Source organism: Paenibacillus sp. Marseille-Q9583 (assembly GCF_976954365.1).
On sequence record NZ_CDRJTB010000007.1, the window covers coordinates 24775 to 44239 of the forward strand.

A 19465-nucleotide genomic window follows, 5' to 3' on the forward strand; every position below is an offset into this window, starting at 1 on the left:
TAATAAAGCGCATTAAAAGGGAATTTATCCTGAATCTAACGTTTGTTGACTGAAGTATCATGTTTCTTAACTAATTGAACAGTTAGCATCACTTCGAACCCTCATATAAGCCTGCATACAGTGCATCAAGCAATGTGTGTGTCCTATCACAGCTATATTCCCAGAACATGGCACCCGCAAGTTTTTCACGTTTGACATACTCACATTTATGCGCGATCGAATCCACGTCATCATAGGAAATAAACGTGTCTCCATTAAATAAATATGGTGCTTTAGCCTCATCGTCCCAATGCCGTACGTAGCCATTCTGATTGATGTAATTAGCAAACAGCTCTGTATATTCTGGGCCATAGCCACCGGTTGTGCCCGCCATTTGTAGAAATCCATGATTCTTATCCGGCACCTGCTTCCACATTCGGGAATAGAACGCCACGCCAATGACGATTTTCTCTCGGGGGACACCTGCCTGAATGAACATATTCACCGATGCCTCTGTACTGATACGATACAAATCTCCTGTCGTATGAAATAAATTCGTATGATGTCCCGTTAGAATCTGGAATCCGCCACGCATATCGTAGGTCATCAGCTGTATAAAATCCAAATATTGCTGTACTTGATCCATCTCGGTGCCATCTATGTAATACTGATCAGCACCTGCCGCAATTGTAAGCAAGTAATGCCTGCCATCCGCTGTACCTTTCACATCTAGTGCATCTCGAATCGTCTTTAATAGCAGTGTAAAATTGCATTTATCATCCGGCGACGATTCAATATCCGCTTCACTGTAACAAGGATATTCCCAATCCAAATCAATTCCATCGAACGGGAAATCTGTTACTACTTGCACAGCCGATGCTGCGAATTTCAGACGTCCTTCTTCGGTAGAAGCAGCCTCAGAGAAGCCCCCATTCCCCCATCCACCAATGGAGAGCATCAGCGTCAGATTCGGATACATCGCTTTTATCTCTTGTAGCTGGTTCGTGCATTTCAAATGTGCTGTTGTAATCTGATCATCTTTCACATAACCAAATGCAACGTTGAGATGCGTTAACTTCATCAAGTGGTCACGCGTTAACTCAGATAGTTTGGAATCACTCACGTAGCCTGCTACAATCATTTGTTGATCCATCCTTTCACACTCTTGTTAAGATTTGAATCGCTTCCTTGCTCGCTGCAATCTTATATCCTGATGACATGTAACGAATCTGATCTTCACGGTCCACAATGATAAGATGCGGGAATCCCGCTTCACTCGCTTGGGACGATGAAAATAATTCGGGCAATAGATTATACGTTGAATCACGTACAAACACTGCATTTGCAGGAAGATCTGGATAGTCCTCTGGATGAAACGAAGCTGCCCATTGCTTGTCACCAACAATAAGAATGATGGGAGCACCTAGCGCATTGAACTCATGCTTCAACTCAGAGAGTTCACGAAGTAAATGCTTTGAAGGCTCTCGTTCCGGCTCCAGCCAAGCGACATAGGCGCCTTGTCTGCCAAGAAGATCTGCGAAAGTCTGCTCCACTCCTGTCCATGAGGTCAGCTGCTCAAGTCGTTCCATCTTGCCGTACACTGGAATTTCCAATGTAGATTGACGATATTTCATGACCAGCTTCGTCTCTTCCCCTTCTGCAATATGAAAATAAGTGAACTTTACAAGCACGGTGCCATCCTTTAATCGTACGCCTGTCGTCAGACGATATGCTCCCTGCTCAACCTCAAGTGGAGTATCATGTAGGTCATTTGCGCCATGCGGGAAACATAAGGTTTTATAAAAACCGTTCTCCAGGCGAGCTAATGAAAAATTCTCATAGTATGAAGCCGTTGGTTGGACTGTCTCTGCACCCTGATCACGAATAAGAGTAAGGGTAAGGGTACCGTTCACTAATTCTTTCCCACCCTCAACAACGCCTTTGGTAAATTGAGCATCCACGAAAATATTATCCACCATAAATTGCGGCTTGGATTCAATGGGATGAATTCGCGCTGGGATTCCTAAACTACGACAAATGGATACGAACATGATATCCAGGGAACTGCGATCGCCTACGCGCAATTCAAAGGTGCCCACTGCGGTTCCCTTCCCTTTCAGATTCGGAAGGTCTGTCCATATATCCCACGTTTCATCTATGAATTGAACCAGCTTCGTTGGTTCCTGACGGAACAACGCCACTTCATCCGAAGTGAAAGCTTGTTGGAAAAATGTACGATACGGTGTAATCATCTCGTAGTGAACACGAGGACGCAAAATGAAGGGCACGAATACTTCCTCTGTGAGCTCACCACGTACAGCAAGCGCACCAGCCACATGATCTGTAAGGGTAGGAATAAATGTGTCAATTAAATCCTTTTCATTAATACATTCCAATAACCGTAAAGCCCATTCTCCATACGCTGATGTGGCTGCCTCCAGAAATGCGGCTATCTCTACACTGTTACCACGTGCCTTCTGAAGCACTGTCCATACACGATCTTCCGGGAGACCCAGTGTTTCCCCGAGCTTCCTCGCTGCTTCTTCTGTCACAAAAGTCGCTTCATATTTCGTACGAACCGAGATCCCTTCCTCCAAACGTTCATTATGTCGCTGAATATGAAACTCAGACAGTTCCTCTACTACCTCACCTTCACACGCTGGAGGAGGAACCATATCATAATCGACCATCGTTCCTGCAGCGGGCTGATTTTCTTGATTCAGTACAAGCTCAACGCATTCACTGTCCGCCACTGAAATTTTCACTTCCCCCCAAGTACCACCCTTTGCCGCACGAATCATGAGGTCACCGAGACCTGTTTTGAAAGTTGCTTCTCCTTGAGCATTCGTAGGAAGGATCGCAATCGGGAAAAATTCCGCCATGTTATACACTTGGAACTGTACTTCTGCATCCTGCACAGACTGTCCGAATTCATCTTTCACATGAATCGTAATCGCCCGCGTGAATGCGTAATTTTCCAATACATTAATTTCAGTGAACCACTCATCTGCAAGCGTAATCTCTTCTGGACCTTGATAATTAGCGAAAATACGTGTGTTAATTAACATCGCTCTACGCGCTGGAGGTCCAAACCACCCTTGATTAGGACGGGCTTCCGGTTCACAAGCCCCGATAAAATACCATTCACCGTCTGCCCATGCCTCCACCCATGCATGGTTATCATCACAATGTGCCCAACGTGGCGTATACACTTGACGTGCAGGTATGCCTATACTGCGAAGGGCTGCCACAGCTAGTGTGGATTCTTCACCGCAACGACCGCGTGCATTTCGAATCATCGATAATGGTGAAATCGTCCGCAAATCACTCCCAATATACGTTGCCACCTCATGACACCAGTAATTTGTCTCCAGAATGGCTTCCGTCATGGACAACTTGCTAGTTCGCTCTGCTAATTGTTCATGAAGAATTTGGCGGTGTTCTTCAATATTTTCGGTATTAACACGGTAGGGCAGTACGAAATGTAAAAATATATGATCCGGGACTTGCCATGGCATATCTCGGCGAATCTTTAGTGTCGTTCGCACATGATTCAAGAAAAGCTCACCATTGTAATCCGCCAAATCATTCACTGGCATATACGCATAGAGATACTTAAGTGCAATTATTTCTTCTTCTGTCAAGTCCTGTTCAAAGATTTGAAATAACTGCGTTGCACGTGCCTTGGCCAAACTCTTTTTCTCCTGAAACTTACGTTCAATCTGTTCCATATCTGATTACTCCTTCCAAAGAAACCCGTCCTCGCGAATGTAAAGACGGGACGTCTCATCTGATGTTGATGCAGATATAATAAAAGTTTTAGTCGTCGTTTCAATGTTTGGTTCTATCGTCCATGTATCTTCTTCACACAATGCATTAAAATGGGCTGTGAACATGCCGTGTGTTTCGTAATAGTTCCGCTCACGATAATAGAGCTTCCGTAATTCCCATTTGATATGTTCATCCCGAGGGATGTCGAAGTGATATGAACCCGCTTCATTCACGAATACAACATAACCCCACAGCTCTGGATAATGCATATTAATGACTCCTTGTGGTGACCACACCCAATTATCCTCAGGATAAGGTTTCCCTGTGTCGGGGTTAAGAAGCTTACGATACTTGCCATCGACAACCTCAGTCCGCCATTCAACACGTGAAAAATTAACACGCCAAAATTCCCCAGCGTAAGGTGATCGTCTATCCGTGGCACATTCTTTTAAACTATTCCATGGTATTGCAACTTCAACCGTCCATTTCCGATTGTCAGCGTGCGGGTTATTTAACTCACCTTCGATATGAACAGCCGTCTTCAAGCCTTGGATATCCCAACCGTTAATTGGAGGACCTCCGTCACGATAAGGTTTCACAAGAAGTAAGTCCCATACCGTGTTCAAGGCGTTAATCTCAAACTCGTAATATTGATGGGAATCTCCCGTTGGATCTATAAAAATCTCAAAATCATTATCGTAAAAAATAACGGAATCACGTTCTGTCAGCGTTCCCCAGATCTGATCTTCCATCAGCTCTGCACCAAAGTAAAAATACTCATCATCCCATAGCATTTTTACCCTCGTATCCTTTCCTGGCATCGGCCGCAAATCCCCTTCAATATCAACAAACTTTTCTGTCCATGCTGCATGCTGCCAAAAAGGCTTATCTAGCTTCCCATCCAAGACAAGCGACTCCGTCGCTCGTCTGCACAGATAATGCTTGGGGGCGTATGAAACAATGTGTGGCTCTGGTACTCCACTTCGATTTACCATGCGAATGCTCCTTTATCCGTTAATGTACTTTAGTTGTGCGTTACAACTGCACCTGAACCGCCGTACATCTCAATTTCTTCATCGAATTCCAATTTAAGTACTGTCACTTGTTCATGCATATCTTCAGGTGTTATCTGAATCCAAGTTGTACCTGGTATATGAAACCATGGCACACCACCGTGAATTTCATGGTTGAGCTCCTTGCCTGAGTGAAGCACCGTAATCTTTGTAATGGGATTACACAGCCCTTTGAGGCAAATGTTCTCCTTCGGCGTATCGTAAACGAAGAGATACAAGTTCTTCTTATCCGGAGACAATGTACTGCCACCTAGATAGTAACGTGTCATAATACCCTCTTGTGTTCCATAGATGGCTTCTTCATGTGTACGTATCCAATCACCTAATCCGAGCATGATCGCTTCCTGCCTAGGATCAATCGTTCCATCCTCCATGGGCCCAATATCTAACAGCATATTGCCGCCCATGCTGATACAATCACAGAACATTCGTATTATTTGATTCAATGATTTATAATTGTGATCTGTATGCACATAACCCCAGGACGTATTTATCGTCGTGCAGAATTCCCACGGGCCGTCCGGACGCGTAATGGGAAGACCTTGCTCGGGAGTCTTATAATCCCCATACCCTTGCAAGCGTGAGTTTATAATAAGATCAGGATTAAATGATTTTAAATACTCTTTGAATGCTGGCAATCCCCACTGCTCTGCGCTTCGCTCCCAATCTCCATCGAACCATAACAGATCAGCCTGACCATAGTTCGATAACACTTCTCCTAGTTGATTACGGTTAAATGCCAGAAATCTCTCCCATCGCTCTGGATCTTGAACACCATCCATCGGACTTGAATAACAATTTACCTGGCTCAAGTCATCTGGCACGGTACCATTCTCATAGACTGAAGGATAATCAGGATGAGACCAGTCAATGAGGGAGTAATACATCCCTACGCGAAGACCCTGCTCTCGAATCGCCTCAGACCACTCCTTAATAATATCTCTCTTGGCAGGTGTCGCCTTCATAACGCTCAAATCACTGAACTTCGTATCAAATAATGCTACCCCGTCATGATGCTTCGTCGTTAGAACAGAATACTTGGCTCCTGACTTCGCAATCAGCTCTGCCCAATACTTCGCATCAAATTTAGAGGCCGTAAAACCATCCAATTGCTTCATGTAGTCCTCATAAGACATTCTCCCGTTATAGAAAGACCATGATTCTGCAACACCTTGTACCGCATAAATCCCATAGTGAATGAAAATTCCTAGCTTTGCATCAGCGAACCATTGTTGCATCTGCTCTTCCTCCCATAGTTCAACTCGTTATTTTTATGCGAAATACATGTGCGATCGGGGCAATTCCCGTAAGCTCGCTCTCTGGTAAATGAACGATCAATCCAGTTGTTGTTCGTTCGAATGTTAGATTCTCTTGTCCGCCAACAAGATCTATTTGCGTCACAGCCTGCTCGAGTGAAATACAAATCTCACTGATCACGAGTTCCTGCTCTTTTGAGTACAGATGGATAGCATAGATGACATCGCCTTTTTTCGTGAAATGTGTATTTTCAACGGAGTATGGCGCACATATGCGTGTTCCATAAATCGCCTCACCATGGACTTTGAGCCAACTGCCCATTCCTTTCATCCGATCCATCGCTGTTGGTGACAAGCGGCCGTCTGGTTGTGGTGCGACATTAAGTGCCAGGTTACCACCTTTGGCTACAACTTCAACGAGCAAATGAATTAATTGACGTGTCGTCTTGTAATGATCCTCATACCGATAAGAGAACGCAGTCCCCATCGTAATACAGCTTTCCCATGGGATATGCAGGGGACGCGCGGGCAACGTTTGCTCTGGTGTAACGACATTCTCATAAGGTCCGCCAACTGTACGGTCTGCACTTAGTAGCCATGGCTGATGCTGACGTGCCTTCTCCACCACTTCATCCAACCGAATATCCTGTGGATTATTCTTATTCTGTGGACACACCCACCCCGCATCCAACCAGAGCATTTCAATCCGTCCATATTTCGTCATCAATTCCATGATCTGATCATGTGTGTACTGTACGAATTGCTCCCATAGCCAAGGATAATCTTGTGTTGGATACGAAGGACCTCGATTCATGAACGTCCCCGTCTCCATACCTGGAGCCCAGTATGTTGGTGTGTGCCAATCCGCTTTGGAGAAATAGGCAGAGATCCCAAGTCCCTTGGCCCGAAAAGCATCAAATACGTTCTTACAAATATCCGCGTACTTATGTGCATGGAAAGGACAATCCTTACCCGTGATGCGATAATCTGTTGTCTGCGTATCCCACATACAGAAGCCATCGTGATGCTTCGTTGTGAAATTTAAATATTTGAAGCCACCTTCTGCAGCAACCTCTGCCCACTTCTCAGGCTCAAAACGGAGCGGATTAAAGGTTTTATTCAGCCCGAAGTATTGCCGCTTCAGCTCCGTCGAATCAACCCCCCAATCAATATCGTCCCGTGACCAATCTCCATCTTTATCACTAAGCGCCCACGATTCAACAAGTCCAAGCTGCGAATAAGGTCCCCAGTGCATCATCAAGCCCAGCTTCTGATCCTTGAACCATTCCAGCTGATCTAATAGCTGCGAATCCTCCGGCTTAACGTAATCCTCCTCTGTGCTGTAATTATGAACTCCTTCAACAACAATTTGCTCCTCGACAACATTAGCGTCATTCATTTGCACGACCTCCATGCAGCTCTTCTGAGGCTGCGATTCTATTGATTTAGTATGATATATTTTCAAAAAACATTTGACATAAAAATAAATATCCGCTATAAACATCCTATTATTGAATATAAATAAGTATTCAAGCGCCGATCTATATCATGCTGTATTCATAGCTTGATAGGAACATCTCCATGTATACTCCATAAAAAGGGGGAAAACAATTTGAACTATAACTATTTCAAATCGAAATTGTTTCTGAAATTCACCGGTTCGTATCTACTTATCCTTCTTATTCCGCTTATATTTGTAATCGTTTTCATTTACCGAAATGCTACCGATAATTTACAAAAGGAGATTGAAAATGCTCACTTTAATCAGCTCACCCAAATTAAAACGGTGGTGGATGGACGCATGAATGATTTAAGAGATATGGCGTCACGGATGTCATACGACGCTCGTCTCGCTCATTATCGCATACTGGATCCTTATGAAAGTCGTGACGCGATAGCGGCACTGGATAGCTACAAATCTTCCAATTCCATTGTGGAGGATATATTTCTGTACTATCATCATGACCCTAATATTTATTCCAACCATGGCATGTATAGCCTGGATGTATTTCGTAGCTCCTATCAGTTTGGAAGCTGGAAGAATGATGAACTTGTGACTACTTTAAACTCGTCCAAATTTCCATCCATTCGACTTACGAACATGCTGAATCAAAATTCACCACTCGAGCAATCTGTATTAACCTATATCCTGCCGATCATTCCCAACACCTCAGATCCATATGCTTCTGTCATGTACCTCATTAAAGAGAAAGAGTTGGCATATCTGATCGATTCCGTTCTCGGTAACTATCGAGGATTAACGTATATTTTTGATAATCATGGACGTGTTTTATCCTATAGTGGCCATGGAGATACAGCTAGCCAACAGGATATAAAGCGGTTATCAGAGCTTCCACCCGGTATACATAATCTATCGATAAACAACGAAGATCATTCGGTTATTTCCGTCACATCGGATGTCAATGGCTGGTCATATGTGACTTTAATGGCGAGTAATCAATTTTTCAGTAGCGTGCTTAATGTTCGGAGCTTCATCATTATTTTATTCATTGTGATCGCCATTGTAGGAACGGCCCTCGCTCTATTATTCGCTCGGATGCAATATCTTCCGATTGCTGAGCTCGTTCGCTTCACGAACAAAAAAACAGATACACCGGCCTCCGGAAATGAGCTCGAGTATATACGAACAACATTACAGCAGTATAGCTCCAAGGTTGATCTCCAAGAGCCCTATGCACGCAACCATGTTCTCTCCATGCTATTAAAGCATGGACATGCACAAATGATGACGCATGGAATATTCGATACCTTTCATCTGCACTTCGACCAAAGTCATCATTTTGTCATGATGATGGGCTGGGATGACTTAGAACAGCAGCATCTTCAGGCGCGACAAGAAGTACATCGCAAGCTTGCGTATATTGAATTTCCAGCGCTTGCTGCACAAGTATACGGTGTAGAGCTCCCGCAATTGGATCAGCTTGCACTCATTGTGAGCTTACAGCTCGAAGATGATGAGGCACTCGCTGCACAAATCGTTCACATCGTGGATGCGATCCGTGAATATACGTTAGGCATAATGGATATCCACCCTATGATCGGTGTAGGCAAATGTTATGAGAGTCCTCAGCAGCTTAATCAATCCTTTGTTGAGGCTTGCTCCGCCTTCGAATTGCGTAAATCAACCGAGCATGGAACCACCGTGTATTTTGAAAAGCTATCCAGTGCCCATGATCAAACGGTGTTACTCCCTAGTAACGAGCTATTAAAGCTTGCACAAAGCTTGAAGCAGGGCAACTACGAAGTCGCCAAACAAATTATTCACACAGCCATCCATGGGCTTGATAATAAACAACGATCTACCCTGCTGATGCGGTGCGTATTGTTCGACCTGCTGAATACCATGCTCAAAACTGCAGTTGAGCTAAAGATGGATAACATGATGCAGTCTGCTTCTCCCCATTTCATGAATGGTCCCGTCCATCTTATAGAGCAGAATTTCTACCGTTTAGCCACTCAGATTTGTAAACAGGTAGAGCAGACGCATAAAAAAGAAGAACATTCACTCATGGATCATATCGTTGCTTTTATCGACCAGCACTATGTTGATCATTCACTTAGCCTTGAATCTGTTTCTGCTGCGTTTACGATTTCACCTTCCCATCTCAGTCGTTCATTCAAGGATAAGGTCGGCATCAACTTCGTCCAATATATTTGGCAAAAACGATTAGATAAGGTCAAGGAACAACTCGTAATAACAAGTGATCCGTTAAAAGATATTATCCAGCGCGTCGGCTACCTCGACACACCAAACTTTATTCGAAAATTCAAAAAGGAAACCGGTTATACCCCGGGCCAGTATCGACAGATGAATAGTAATCATCCCAATTCTGAGCCTAACGATACCGTTTAATCCTTCCTCGCTTAGGGTTCATCATAACTTCTCGGTCATGCCTAGCATGACCGAGAAGTTTTTCAAATATGAGAATGTATAAGCTTCACAAATTATTTGCTAGCAGCCCATGTATCGTATGCTTGTTGATACGTTGATTCGAGCTTCTCATACCCCATTTTTTTCATTTGAGCGATATATTTGTCCCAATTGGATAATGGCTCTGCGCCTGTAACGAATTTCGCTTCCATTTCCTTCACGTATTTATCCAAATCGGAACGGAGTGTTTTGATTTCCGTCTGTTGGTCTACCGTCAGGAATACCGATGGGAAGGGAGCTTTTGCAATAGGTGTAAGCTTTGTAGCTGTTTCTTTGTCAATCCACTCATCAAAGCTAGTACGAAGACCTAAAACATAGCTGTTCTCATAGGAACCTGGTGTATTAATCCCGTAGTTTGGCGTGATTGTACCGCGGTATTCTTCACGATCCGTACCATCTGGAACTGGTAGCCATTCTTTCTCGCCTGTTGCTTTATCTTTGTATTTAAATAACGTACCTTCAGGTCCATACGCCCAGAAGGAATACCCTTCTTCGCTAAATTGGTAATCAATCCAGCGCATACTTGCTTCCGGGTTCGGGTTCGTGTTTGAAATCGCGAAACCCCCAATGGTGTTAATACCAGGATGCTTACCATATACAGGTGTTCCAGCAATATCACTAGATACAGGCTGCATCATCGGGTTATCTTCACTCGGTTCACCACCAAGCGTGAAGTATGGGAAATAATCGGAGAATAAGGCCACTTGATTGTTTTTCCCTTTTGCTTTCTTCTGCTCATCGGTTTGAGAGAATGTTTCATGATCCAGCAAATTCTCGTTCCATAAGCGATTCAAGAAGGTTAAATATTCTTTGTAGGCTGGTTCAGCTTGTGGAAAGTGTACTTTGTTCTCTTTATCTACGTAGATATCCTCGTTATACATCCCCCAGAATCCGAGGAAGAACATCCGTAAATCATCTAATTTCACAGAGGATAGAGGAACCTCATCGTCTTTACCGTTTCCGTTCGCATCTTCCTCTTTAACCTTCTTCAAATAGTTGTATAGCTCTTCTGTTGTCTGCGGTAATTTGTTCTCCATGCCGAACTTCTTCAAGAACTTCCCGTTATACCACATCGGTCCACGATACCATACCGCAGATGGCTGAATATTGCGTAGTGCATAGATATGTCCATCTGGTGTTGTCATTGATTTGCGAATATCCGGATTTGCATCGAGAATTTTTTTTAAATTAGGTGCGTAGCCCTCATCAATGTATTTTTCTAAAGGCAGCAACAATCCTTGACTTCCGTAGGTAACTTGATCCGATCCTTTTAGATCCGCCGCATAGAAAATATCGGGAAGCGTACCGCTTGCAAATACCAAATTCTTTTTCGTCTCAAAGCTGTCTTGTGGGGCGTTTTGAATCTTTAACTTAATATTCGTCATCTTCTCGTATTCCTGAATAACAGGCATCTTGTTCCAATCCTGACGCCCTACATCCGGTGCCATAATAGAAAGCTCAATCGGATTATCAACGATAGGAAAGCCCGTCTTATGAACCTCTGCGGCTGTGTCTGAGCTTTCTGTGCTTGCCGTCCCCTTATCGCTACTCGATCCACATGCAGTAAAAATAGAAATTGACATGGAAAGACATAACAACATGAGTCCAGTTTTACGATAATTTGTCATACAAAAACCTCCCCTTTTTTACTTGTATCTTAAGATCAACCCTTAACAGAGCCAATCATGACACCTTGCACAAAATAACGTTGCAAGAATGGATAGACAGCAATAATCGGAAGCGTAGATACGATAATGACCCCATACTTCACAAGTGAAGCAATTTCTGCCTTGTTGTTCTGGGCTGCTGCAGCTGTCGCATCGATAATGCCACCTACTTGAGATTGCATTTCCTGAAGAACGAGAATCTGACGAAGCACAAGCTGCAATGGATATTTCGCATCATCATTCAGGTAGATCATGGCGCCGAAATAGCTGTTCCAATGCCCTACCCCGTAGAATAAGGCCATAACTGCGATGATTGGCATCGATAACGGGAGAACAATCCGCAGGAATAATCGAATATTCGTCGCGCCATCGATTTGAGCCGCATCTTGAAGCTCAGCTGGGATGGAGTTCGCGAAGAAGGTACGAGAGACGATAATATTCCAGATTGACGCTGCGCCAGGAATTACCAGTGCCCACATCGTGTTGACCATGCCTAGCCCTTTTACCAACATGTATGTAGGGACGAGACCCCCTCCAATGAACATCGTTACCATGAACATCCCCATGAAAAACCCACGGCCTACAAAGTCCTTACGACTGAGTGCATATGCCGCTGGCATCGTAACGACCAAGTTAATCGTTGTGCCTAGCAATGTATACAAAATCGTATTTCTATACCCCGTCCAAATCTTCGAGTTCTGAAATACAATCTCATACCCCTTAAAGGTAATTCCTTTTGGAAAGAGCCACATTTCACCGGAAGCAACCATCTTCGGATCACTGATGGATGCGCTAATAATATATAAGATGGGATATGCGACTAACAGCAATGCAATTGCCACATACGTATAGATGCAAATTAGGAATATTCGGTCTCGCTTAGATAGCTTTAAACCTGATACCATAAATTCCAACCTCCTTCTACCATAGACTGTTCTCGCTCGTACGGCGGACAATCTGATTCACCGTAATGAGCAGGATGCAATTGACAATGGAGTTAAATAAACCAACAGCTGTTGAGAAGCTATATTGCGCATCGACAAGACCAGATCGATAGACAAAGGTTGAAATCACATCAGAGCTTGACATATTTAACGAATTTTGCAGAAGTAATATTTTCTCAAAACCTACACTTAACAAGCCACCCATATTCAGAATTAATAGAATGGTCATGGTCGGTATAAGCGCTGGTATATTGATGTGGCGAACACGTTGGAAGCGAGAGGCCCCGTCAATGATTGCCGCTTCATGTAAGCCTGGGTCTACACCCGAGAGTGCCGCCAAATAAATAATCGTCCCCCAACCCGCACTCTGCCACACGCCTGAGAATACATACATCGTCTTAAACCAACCAGGACTTGTCAGAAACTGCGGTGCACTAAAGCCTAAACCTTCAATGGCATGAATAATCATACCGTTCGATGGAGACAAGAAGGTAATAATCATCCCCGCCATAACCACGACAGAAATGAAATGAGGTGCATACGTAACGGTCTGAACAAGTCGCTTGAAGAAGCCATCCTTCACTTCGTTAAACGCAAGCGCCAGAATAATTGGGATTGGGAATCCAATGGCTAATTCATACAAGCTAATACTGAGCGTGTTCCACAGCAAATCCCAGAAATAGTACGAGTTAAAAAATCGAATGAAATGATCAAAGCCTACCCATTCACTGCTAAAATAGCCTTTTGACGGAATGTAGTTCTTAAAAGCAATCTGAATCCCATACATCGGTCCATAGCTGAAAATGAGGAAGTAAAAGAATGCGGGTGCGATAAAAATGTAAAGCTCCCAATTCTGACAAATCTTCTTCCATGTCTCGTTTCTGCCCTTACGCTTTTCTTTCGGTGCTGAATTCACAGTTCGCATATGTACGCTTCCTGTTTCATGCATCGCGACATCCCCTCCTTATAGGTAATGATGAGAACATTCTGATCATCCTGTGAGCATCATTATCTATCGAATTGTTATAAATCGCATTAATGCTAGCGCTTACATTTACACTATATAGAATCGAGCAAATCGTAAATATGTCATTCTCGCTTATCAAGAATTTCGTGTTCTACTGCGGGATGATATACGTTTCACCGCTATGTTGATGTTCCAGAAGTGTGTCATTCTTGCGCTTTTCGCCCATAATTCCGTTGTATTACAATGCCAAAGCTGCTCACAGAGGCAATGTGTATAAATCTCCATAGCACATGTTTTTTTTGCGCATTTAAAGGGAATTCACCCTAAATCTAACGTTTGTTGACTGAAGAATCATGTTTCTTAACTGGATGCACCGCACACTACTTTAATAAAATTAATTCAGGGAAAGCGGTTACAAAGGACAGCAGGTATGAAACACATGAAGGAGCGGATGACATGAGCACGAAACTTGAACAGCGCAAAATTAGAAAGCGCATACACTGGCGAAAGCAAGATACCGAGTTAACTCTGCTCGCCTTGCCGACATTGATCTGGTATATCTTGTTTTCTTTCCTACCTATGTTCGGTATGATTATCGCTTTTAAAAATTTCAAAATCAGCGGCAACTTTATTAGCAACGTACTAGATAGTCCGTGGGTCGGCCTCAAGAACTTTGAATTCCTATTCAAGTCAAATGATGCCTGGATCATTCTTCGCAACACGATAGGATATAACATTATTTTCATTATTCTTGGCATCGTGTTGCCAGTAATGTTCGCGATTATGATCAGCTTGCTGCATAGCCGCAAAGCAGGCAAGGTTTATCAGACTATGATGTTTCTGCCCTACTTCCTTTCCTGGGTAGTTGTCTCTGCTGTAGGCTGGGCATTCTTCAGCTTCGATAAAGGAATTCTCAATCAATTTCTTGTGGGTATCGGACAAGAGCCTATGAATTGGTATATGGAACCCCAGTATTGGCCTTATATTCTTATCTTTTTAAACATCTGGAAGAGTATTGGTTATGGCATGATCATCTACCTGGCAACCATCACGGGGATCGACAGTACCTATTATGAGGCTGCAGTAATTGACGGAGCTTCCATCTGGCAGCAGACACGCTTCATTACCTTGCCCATGTTAAAGCTAGTCATTGTCATGATGTTCATTCTGGCAGTAGGCCGCATATTCTACACAGATTTCGGACTATTCTATCAGGTCACACGCGACTCAAACTCCTTGTACAATGTGACCACTACTATAGACGTGTTGGTATTTAAACAACTAAAAACTGCCACTGTAGGAATGGCATCCGCTGCCGCTTTCGTCCAATCCGTTCTAGGCTGTATTACAATTCTGAGTGCTAACTGGATCGTTAAAAAAATCGATTCCGATAGTGCAATGATTTAGGAGGTGAGACTATGGCAAAGAGAACCTATCAATCAGGCTTAGAAAAATTCAACCGCACAAGTACAAGCGTAAATGCTTTGTTTACCCTAATTTTCACGCTGCTGGCAATTGCCTGCGTCGTGCCTGTAATCGTTGTGTTATCCATATCGCTTACCGATGAATCCTATATTCGTGAAACCGGATACAGCATTCTCCCAACCGCTCTATCCGCAGATGCATACGCTTATATCGCCAAACAAGGAACGATGATCTTACGCGCTCTAGGTGTATCCATACTTGTAACTGTTGTAGGTACTGTACTTGGTGTACTGCTCACCACAACGATGGGATATGTCATTTCACGTCCAGCTTACAAGCTCAAGAACTTTCTCACTTGGGTCGTATTTATCCCGATGGTATTTAACGGAGGTCTTGTATCCAGTTACTTCATCAACACAAATTTCTTGGGGTTGAAGAATACCATTTGGGCGCTCATCCTGCCGCTCGCAGTATCGTCCTTTAACGTTATTATTTGTAAAACCTTTTTCAAGAGCACGATCCCTGATGGCCTGATCGAATCTGCTGAAATTGATGGGGCTAGTCAGTTACGTACCTTTACCTCAATTATCCTGCCAATCTCATTGCCCGTTCTAGCTACGATTGGACTGTTCCTCTGCTTCGGTTATTGGAACGACTGGTTTCAATCGATGCTGTATATCGATAACCAGAATCTCTATTCATTACAAGCGCTGCTTAACAGCTTAATGACCAATGCAGATGCGCTTGCCCGAAACTCAATAAGCATGGGTGTAAGCTTTGCAGAGCTTGTTGCAACAATGCCCAAAGAATCTGCCCGTATGGCTGTTGCTATTCTTATCGTTTTGCCTGTTGCCTGCGCATATCCCTTCTTCCAGAGATACTTTATCAGCGGCCTTACCATTGGCGCAGTCAAAGGCTAGTTCCGAAGTAAGTCAAGCAAAGCTTGGTTTATGATATATAACCGTACTTTTGATACGGTTCAATCCATCATTCCACACTAGGAGGAGTTAAAGTGAAGAACACCCTCAAGTTTGCCTCAACAATGTGTATTCTCGCATTAATGCTGTCTCTACTCGCTGCATGTGGCAGCTCGAAGCCAGCGTCCACAGCAACCAATGGAAACGAGAGTAGCACAACTGCTACTGATGCACCAACCACCAAGGAAATTCCTACATTGGTATGGTGGCAGATCGGCGGACAGGTTCCTGAGAACTTTAGTAAAGCGGTTGAACAAATGAACGAATACACCGCTGAGAAAATTGGTGTCAAAGTAGATATCAAGGTGGCTAGCTGGGGCGAGTGGGATACAAAAATCAACACGATCGTGAATACAGGTGAACCCTTTGATATGATGTTTACCAACAACACAAAGTATAGTAAGCAAGTTACTATGGGAGCGTTCGCTGACATTACAGATCTGGTACAAAGCGAAGCCCCTGAACTTTACAAGCTCATCCCCACCAAAGTATGGGATGGTGTAAAAATAGGTGGCAAAACTTTCGCGGTTCCAACGTATAAGGATTCTTCATTAACTCAATATTGGGTATTCGACGACAAGCTTGTCCAAAAATATAATATCGATTATCAAAACATTAAAACGATGCAGGATTTAGATAAGCCATTTCATGATATGAAAGCTGGGGAGGGCAAAAGCTTCTACCCGTTGTCATTGATCCAAAGCGAAGGCTTCTTAGGACTTTTAAACAACTATGATGATATGACATTAGGTTTCCATCCTATTGGCGTAAAAGTTGATGATGCTTCCCGTAAAGTAGTTTCAGTGTTTGAACAACCGGAAGTTATGACCGACTTAAAGCTGCTGCATCAGTGGTACAAAGATGGTATTGTCAACCCGGATGCACCAACCAAAACTGAAGGCGATAAATACAGAGCATTCTTCTCTGCACAAGCCTTCCCTGGTGCAGAAGCCGGCTGGCAAATTACCGCAGGGATTGACAAGTACGACATGACTCAAGTTTTTGGCCCGCTCTATACCACAAGTACAATTCAAGGCTCGATGAATGTAATCTCAGCAAATTCCAAATACAAAGCGGAAGCTTTGAAATATCTGCAACTAGTGAATACAGATCCCAAATTACGTAATATGCTTGCATTTGGTGAATTAGGAGTTGACTATAAGAACCTTGACGGAGAGAAATCAGTCGAACGTATCAGCGATACATGGCCTTTAGCAGCGTACTCACAAGGTACTTTCTTCAATCTCGCGGTCACGAACGGAGCTCCTCTAGATCAGTGGGAACAAGTGAAGAAATTGAACGAACAAGCGGCGTCCTCCAGCGTATTGGGCTTCGCACTTGATATTAGCGAACTGCAGACAGAGGTTGCTAACTGCCAGGCTGTATATGATAAGTATAGATATGAATTGCTCACAGGCGCTTCTGATCCTGAGAAGGTAATCCCTAAATTGCTGTCTGAGCTAAAAAATGCCGGAATGGACAAAATCATGCAAGTAGCTCAAGAACAAATCAACAATTACTTTAAATAAACCTTATTTCACATGGTATGTCAGCGCTGATATACCATGTGTTTCCCTTTAATCCACTAAAATTTATTTGAACTAATGTTATACTTCATATATATTTACAGTGAATTATAAGCGCTCTCAACCATAGCAACGAGAGACTTATTCCTCTATATTAAGTGTCTGACCTTAGGGGGCATTACGAATGAAGTTTTGGAGGAGTTCTTTTTTTCACATTAAAATATATCGCAATAAATTTTGGGCTTACCTTATCTTCATTCTAGCCATTGGGTTAACACTGGGCACTATGACCAGCGCGATCCTTGTTAATCAATGGATTGGTAACGCGCGGATTGAAGGTGCGAATGCCTTTTCCCGCATTGAAAACAACTTTCAGAATGATGCCGATCGGATTGAAGCTTACATGCAAAGATTGTATTTCAATCATGATCTGATGAAAGACGTCCGTTATTTCATGAGCCCTTCCGTTGAAGGGTATCTGACTAAAAGACTGGAGAATAGTCCCTATTCATCACAATCACTTCTCTCTTTTCCTGAGGATATTAAAACTTATCTATACAGCTGGGCACAGGGAGACATTACTCAGATCAGCGTTCATTCCAAGGATTACGGAAATGTTATCCATTTTAATAGTTTTGGCATTCCTAGCTTCCAGTTTGGTGTTCCAAATACTGACGAAATCTTCGATGAAAGTATACAGAAGGGCTTCGTCTCTCGCAAAAAACTAAATCAAAGCGCTACGGAAGCAGGGGAAATCCGCTTTCAGATCAGCAGCAAGCGAATATTCAGTATCGCAAATAATTATCAACTCGGTAATGCGGCTGTAATCAACCCCTCTACCGGGGAGATATTCAATATTGGTAACAATAAATCCATGACGAAAGAAATCACCCAACAAGCGGTTGCAAATAATAATAATCATGGCTTTATCGTATATAAAGGATATATTCCCATTTTCTTTGTTACCTTTACATCTACCAAATACAATTATCGATTTATTAGTACAGTAGACTTGGCTGCACTAATAAGTCAGCATAGCACGGTGTTGCTCAATATATTTATGATCGTCTTTACCGCTATGATCTGTGTACTACTGCTCGTAGTCTACAACCTTCGTGATGATTCGCGATTTCTGCACCGTATTATACAGTCAATCAAACGTGCGAAAACTGCTGACTTCACCCCCAATAAACCTGCACGTTATCGTATGAATGAATATGGTATGATTGCTCGAGAAGTCGACGATATGATACACCAATTAGACAAATATATTCGAAATGAATACTTACTTAAGTTAAAACAGCAGGAAGCAGAAATGAAAGCGCTTCAACATCAAATCAACCCACATTTTCTTTATAATACCTTGGAGGTTATTCGATCTACTGCATTGGTTCATCAGAATGAGCCTACCGCAGATGCGATTGCAACCTTAGGAGCGTTGTATCGAGAAATTGTTAAGAAAGAAAATATTATTTCAATAGGTAGTGAACTAGAGCTGTTACGAAAATACCTGCAAATTATGGAGTTTAAATATCCTGAGCACTTTTTTTACCAAATTGATGTTGAAGATACTATTCTTGCTCTTTCTACTGTGAAGTTCTGGATGCAGCCCTTGGCAGAAAACTTCTTTGTCCATGGGTTTGATATAAATAAGGAATTTAATTTATTTATCGTGTCTGGTTGGGAAGATGAAGACTTCTATAGACTGGATTTCATTGACAATGGCGTACGAATTGATGAAGAACGGTTAACTGCCATCAGACGAATCCTCTCGAGTAATCATGACCATGCCACCAAAAGCATTGGATTATATAATGTCTATGCCCGGCTTAATTTTTTCTATCAAGACGATTTCTCGATTAGTATTGAGAACAACGATGAAGCTGGTGTCAAAATCTCTGTACAGATTTCTAAGAGAGGTGATTAGA

The 19465-nt window shown here is 43.0% G+C and carries 13 protein-coding genes; 5 read left to right on the forward strand and 8 right to left on the reverse strand.

Going from position 1 to position 19465, the window contains the following annotated elements; all coding sequences use genetic code 11:
• Window positions 1-88: 88 nt before the first annotated feature.
• The 5 genes from ACWNM1_RS05335 to ACWNM1_RS05355 are packed head-to-tail and all read right to left on the reverse strand — an operon-like array spanning window position 89 to window position 7478.
• Window positions 89-1132, reverse strand: a complete 1044-nt coding sequence (locus tag ACWNM1_RS05335) for a glycoside hydrolase family 18 protein (protein ID WP_449600194.1) — start codon at window positions 1130-1132, stop codon at window positions 89-91.
• 4 nt (window positions 1133-1136) lie between these two features.
• Window positions 1137-3710, reverse strand: a complete 2574-nt coding sequence (locus ACWNM1_RS05340; RefSeq protein WP_449600195.1) for a transglutaminase domain-containing protein — start codon at window positions 3708-3710, stop codon at window positions 1137-1139.
• A gap of 6 nt (window positions 3711-3716) precedes the next feature.
• Window positions 3717-4745, reverse strand: coding sequence for a carbohydrate-binding family 9-like protein (locus ACWNM1_RS05345; RefSeq protein ID WP_449600196.1), 1029 nt, complete (start codon window positions 4743-4745; stop codon window positions 3717-3719).
• Between the two features lie 29 nt (window positions 4746-4774).
• On the reverse strand, window positions 4775-6061 hold the full coding sequence (locus ACWNM1_RS05350) for an alpha-L-fucosidase (RefSeq protein ID WP_449600197.1): 1287 nt from the start codon (window positions 6059-6061) through the stop codon (window positions 4775-4777).
• Window positions 6062-6080: 19 nt separating this feature from the next.
• Window positions 6081-7478, reverse strand: coding sequence for an alpha-L-fucosidase (locus ACWNM1_RS05355; RefSeq protein ID WP_449600198.1), 1398 nt, complete (start codon window positions 7476-7478; stop codon window positions 6081-6083).
• Between the two features lie 213 nt (window positions 7479-7691).
• Here ACWNM1_RS05355 and ACWNM1_RS05360 point away from each other — a divergent pair, with 213 nt between their 5' ends.
• On the forward strand, window positions 7692-9953 hold the full coding sequence (locus tag ACWNM1_RS05360) for a helix-turn-helix domain-containing protein (RefSeq protein WP_449600199.1): 2262 nt from the start codon (window positions 7692-7694) through the stop codon (window positions 9951-9953).
• A 92-nt stretch (window positions 9954-10045) separates the two neighbouring features.
• Here ACWNM1_RS05360 and ACWNM1_RS05365 read toward each other — a convergent pair whose 3' ends face one another.
• From ACWNM1_RS05365 to ACWNM1_RS05375, 3 genes are read right to left on the reverse strand one after another with little or no spacing between them, the layout of a single operon-like run.
• Window positions 10046-11659, reverse strand: coding sequence for an extracellular solute-binding protein (locus ACWNM1_RS05365; protein WP_449600200.1), 1614 nt, complete (start codon window positions 11657-11659; stop codon window positions 10046-10048).
• A 35-nt stretch (window positions 11660-11694) separates the two neighbouring features.
• Complete coding sequence (locus tag ACWNM1_RS05370; protein ID WP_449600201.1) at window positions 11695-12603, reverse strand: carbohydrate ABC transporter permease; 909 nt, start codon at window positions 12601-12603, stop codon at window positions 11695-11697.
• Between the two features lie 16 nt (window positions 12604-12619).
• Window positions 12620-13567, reverse strand: coding sequence for an ABC transporter permease (locus ACWNM1_RS05375; protein ID WP_449600249.1), 948 nt, complete (start codon window positions 13565-13567; stop codon window positions 12620-12622).
• Window positions 13568-14065: 498 nt separating this feature from the next.
• Between ACWNM1_RS05375 and ACWNM1_RS05380 the strand changes: the two genes are divergently transcribed.
• The 4 genes from ACWNM1_RS05380 (at window position 14066) to ACWNM1_RS05395 (ending at window position 19464) form a co-directional block, all read left to right on the forward strand.
• Window positions 14066-15016, forward strand: coding sequence for an ABC transporter permease (locus ACWNM1_RS05380; RefSeq protein ID WP_449600202.1), 951 nt, complete (start codon window positions 14066-14068; stop codon window positions 15014-15016).
• Window positions 15017-15027: 11 nt separating this feature from the next.
• Window positions 15028-15954, forward strand: coding sequence for a carbohydrate ABC transporter permease (locus ACWNM1_RS05385; protein ID WP_449600203.1), 927 nt, complete (start codon window positions 15028-15030; stop codon window positions 15952-15954).
• A gap of 92 nt (window positions 15955-16046) precedes the next feature.
• A complete protein-coding gene (locus ACWNM1_RS05390) occupies window positions 16047-17540 on the forward strand; it encodes an ABC transporter substrate-binding protein (RefSeq protein ID WP_449600204.1) in 1494 nt (497 codons plus the stop codon).
• Between the two features lie 181 nt (window positions 17541-17721).
• Window positions 17722-19464, forward strand: a complete 1743-nt coding sequence (locus ACWNM1_RS05395; protein ID WP_449600205.1) for a sensor histidine kinase — start codon at window positions 17722-17724, stop codon at window positions 19462-19464.
• Window position 19465: the final 1 nt, after the last annotated feature.